The organism is Pseudomonas sp. PA-4-8C, from assembly GCF_021606625.1.
In the GTDB taxonomy this organism is placed as follows: Bacteria; Pseudomonadota; Gammaproteobacteria; order Pseudomonadales; family Pseudomonadaceae; genus Aquipseudomonas; species Aquipseudomonas lactis.
The window spans coordinates 1-3180 of the sequence record NZ_WKCD01000419.1 but is presented as its reverse complement, the minus strand read 5'-3'; the positions used below and the strand labels follow the sequence as shown (position 1 = coordinate 3180).

At 58.3% G+C, this 3180-nt stretch carries 3 protein-coding genes; 2 read left to right on the top strand and 1 reads right to left on the bottom strand.

Going from position 1 to position 3180, the window contains the following annotated elements:
* Positions 1-50 precede the first annotated feature (50 nt).
* Positions 51-1112 carry a LacI family DNA-binding transcriptional regulator gene (locus GIW04_RS29295; RefSeq protein ID WP_034135480.1) on the bottom strand — a complete coding sequence of 354 codons (1062 nt, stop codon included), beginning with the start codon at positions 1110-1112 and terminating at the stop codon, positions 51-53.
* Positions 1113-1359: 247 nt separating this feature from the next.
* Between GIW04_RS29295 and GIW04_RS29290 the strand changes: the two genes are divergently transcribed.
* Together GIW04_RS29290 and GIW04_RS29285 are read left to right on the top strand one after the other, a co-directional pair.
* Positions 1360-2625 (top strand): hypothetical protein, encoded by a 1266-nt coding sequence (locus tag GIW04_RS29290; protein WP_034135481.1) that lies wholly within the window; start codon positions 1360-1362, stop codon positions 2623-2625.
* Between the two features lie 64 nt (positions 2626-2689).
* Positions 2690-3058: a hypothetical protein gene (locus GIW04_RS29285; protein ID WP_236270603.1), complete on the top strand. Its 369-nt coding sequence runs from the start codon at positions 2690-2692 to the stop codon at positions 3056-3058.
* Positions 3059-3180: the final 122 nt, after the last annotated feature.

The following is a 3180-nucleotide window of genomic DNA, read 5'->3' as shown; positions in this document are numbered from 1 at the left end:
ACGCAAAACAAAATGTGGGAGCGGGCTTGCTCGCGAAGGCGGTGTGTCAGTCAGCTTGGAAGCGGCTGACACACCGCCTTCGCGAGCAAGCCCGCTCCCACAGGGGATTGAGTCGAGCCACGGATAATCAGCTCGGGTAAAAAATCCAGGGTGCGGGTGGGGGCGGTATCGCCGCGCAGGCGCTTGAGCAAACAGTCGAAGGCGCTGGCGCCAATCGCTTGCGTCGGTTGGGCGAGGGCGGTGATGCCGTTGCCCACCAGCGGGTACCAGTCCAGGTCATCCAGGGCGATCAAGCCCACCTCGCCGAACAGGTCACAGCCCAGGGCCTTGAGTGCACGGGTGCAGGCCAGTGCTGCCACGCCGTTGGCGCAAAACAGTGCCTTGGGGCCGGGGTTGGCGAGAAAGGCTTGCAGACGGTTTTCCAGTTTACCGTCCAGTTCAACCACGGCACCTTTTAACGCCGGGCGCTTGGCAATCTCGGTGTTGAAACTCTCCAGACGCTCCAAACGTGAACTGGTGCCATCGGTGGTCTCGCTTACCAGCAGCACGTCGCGGTAACCCTGTTGCTCCAGGTGTTCCACCGCCATGCGCACCGCCGCCGGGTTATCCAGCCCGACCAGGTCGCTGTGCAGCGGTTCGACCTTGCGGTCCACCAGCACCAGGGGCATTTCCCGTTGCAGTTCGAGCAGTTGGTCGAGGTGATGGCCCAGGGTGTTCACGATCAACCCTTCGATGTTGTACGAGCGCAGCGCGGCCAGGTGTTGGCGCTCCTGCTCGTCATCGCGGTCGGTGTTGCACACCACCAGGCTGTAACCGTGCTGGCGGCAGGCGGTTTCGACGCCATGCATCACCGCGATGGAATAGGGGTTGCGGATATCAGCCACCAGCATACCGATCAGGCGCGTGCGTCCACGTTTGAGGCCGCGGGCCATCTGGTTGGGGCGATAACCGAGTTCGTCGATGGCCTGTTCGATGCGCAGGGCGATGGCATCGGAGAGCAGGGCGCGGTCATCGCCGATAAAGCGCGAGACGCTGGCCTTGGACACGCCAGCGCGCTCGGCGACGTCGAGCATGGTCACGCGGCTGCGCTGGGCGGCTGAAAATGGAGTCACGGTAAAGCCTTTCTTATTGGAATGGGTAACGGATTGAAACCGGTTTCAGAAAACACCAGCGAGCTACTTACGTCAAGTTTTATTGAGGGGGTATGACCATGCGCCACATCCGCAAAACTGATGAGTGGTCAGCCTACCTGTTAATTCTGACAGTATCCAAACCGATATATGGCGTGTTCAATTGGCCCCAAGTGAACGGCGCTGCACAAGCCATAAACAGTTAAACGGTCATTCCAGGGGTAGCAGCATGAGTGGGCGAAAAAAGCACAGTCCAGTGAGTACCGCAGTTTCTGGTTCAGGCGGCACTCTTGCTCTGGACGGGCCTACCGTGGTGCATGCCCTCGCCGATGGACTGGTGCCTGCGCAGTACTATTTCAGAGATCTGGAGGTGGAGCTTCCCATGCCCTGGTCGTTTCTGCCGGGTGTCGGCGATACCCACTTCGTCGTATTTGTATGGGATGACCATAGCGATGCACCCGTTGATGTGCTTCCGCCGTTGAGATTGGATGGTCCACTTACGGCTGCTGACTTTCCCTATCCTGCGTCGATTCCTCAGGCATTTCTGCTGAACAGCGCAAGAGTAGACCTGTCATTTCGCATACATGTCGATTCGCCGTCTAACCCAAGCTTTGATACTTCGCAGCTCACGGCGCTTCGAATCGATCGCGACGCCCCAGGTGTCGGTGGGACACTCGCGCCCGCAATTTTTCCTGTCGATCCGATTACCCTTGATTATCTGGACCTCAACCCATTGGTTCCGATGGAAATACCGGGTGATTATCGGGGGCGAGAGGAGGGTGACGAAATCCTTTTGTACTTCTCGGCAATGGACGCTCTGCCTACGGGGGCGCCCAGCTTCATTTCACCACCGCAGGTCAGTGCTACGGGCCAAATACTCGTCGACGTCCCTGATACGATTTTTCGAAGTTTCCCGGGCGCCTTGTTTATCTTTTGCTTTTACCGTCTGAGAGATCGGGCCGGTAACCTCAATCCGCAATTTTCAGAGGTGGCGCGAGCCGGTCTGAGTGTTGCCATTCCCGCCCCGACTTACCTCAGGCCGCTGTTTCCGCAGACGGAATCGGACCCAATAAACAATCCGAATAAATGGATGACGTGTGCCTGTATACCGCCGATCTGGGTGGGCGTTGAAATCCGCATCAATCAGGGCTCGCCACCGTTTCCAGCTATTCAAGATGGGGATCTCGTCACGATGCGGTTTCAGGGGTATCGCCAGGCTCCTGATGTAGACCCGCTTCCCGATATCGTTGAAACCCAGACCCATGTCTGGGACGGCGTCGCTGATGCCAGTGGCCACTCGTTCTGGATCAGAGATGTCGAGCGTTTGATTCGGCCACTCCGAGTCACTGCGGGGGGGGAAGCTAGCTACATGGTGTCCAGGGGCGGGGTCATCATTGGCCGGTCTTTTTCCAGGTTCGCGCGATTTGATCGCGTCGTTCCCTCCGCGCCGCCACCCCGTTATTGCTGGATTGACGGCAATGTCCCGGAACCCTGACGGGCGGTTTCGTCAGGGGGGGGGTGAGCGCTGACATTAACAACGTTGGCCGCTGCGAACGGGTTTGAATGCAAGTGCTGAGTGTTTTGGTTGTGCCGCAGCTCAGGCGGCAGGAAAAGCTGTTGCCGGAAATCGGGTCGTGGTCATTCGCCCGGCAGCTGAAGTGAACCTGGCGGACAACTATGTGTGTAAGGAACCTATATCAAGCGATAGTGGAGAACTTCAAATGAGCAGCAATCCGAAAATGCCCTCGGCATCTTTAGCTAACCCGGCAGCCGTCACGATTGCGGAGGCACTGGACAATGCAACCGGTACGATCCCGGCCAATCTTGCGACCGTCGGCATCACGGCTGAATGTACGACAGGTGATTTGTCTGATTTCGATGACTGGCTCGAAGTTGAGCTACAGGACCTTCAGGCACTTCCACCGTAAGCGTCCAGCCCGCCCACCTTCTCCTCGAGCACCCCTGCCCGCATCCTCTGTATTTTTCAGCAGGGGATTCACATGGAAACGATGCACGCGCGGCGCGAGTCCTGGGCCAGGCATGTCCAGGC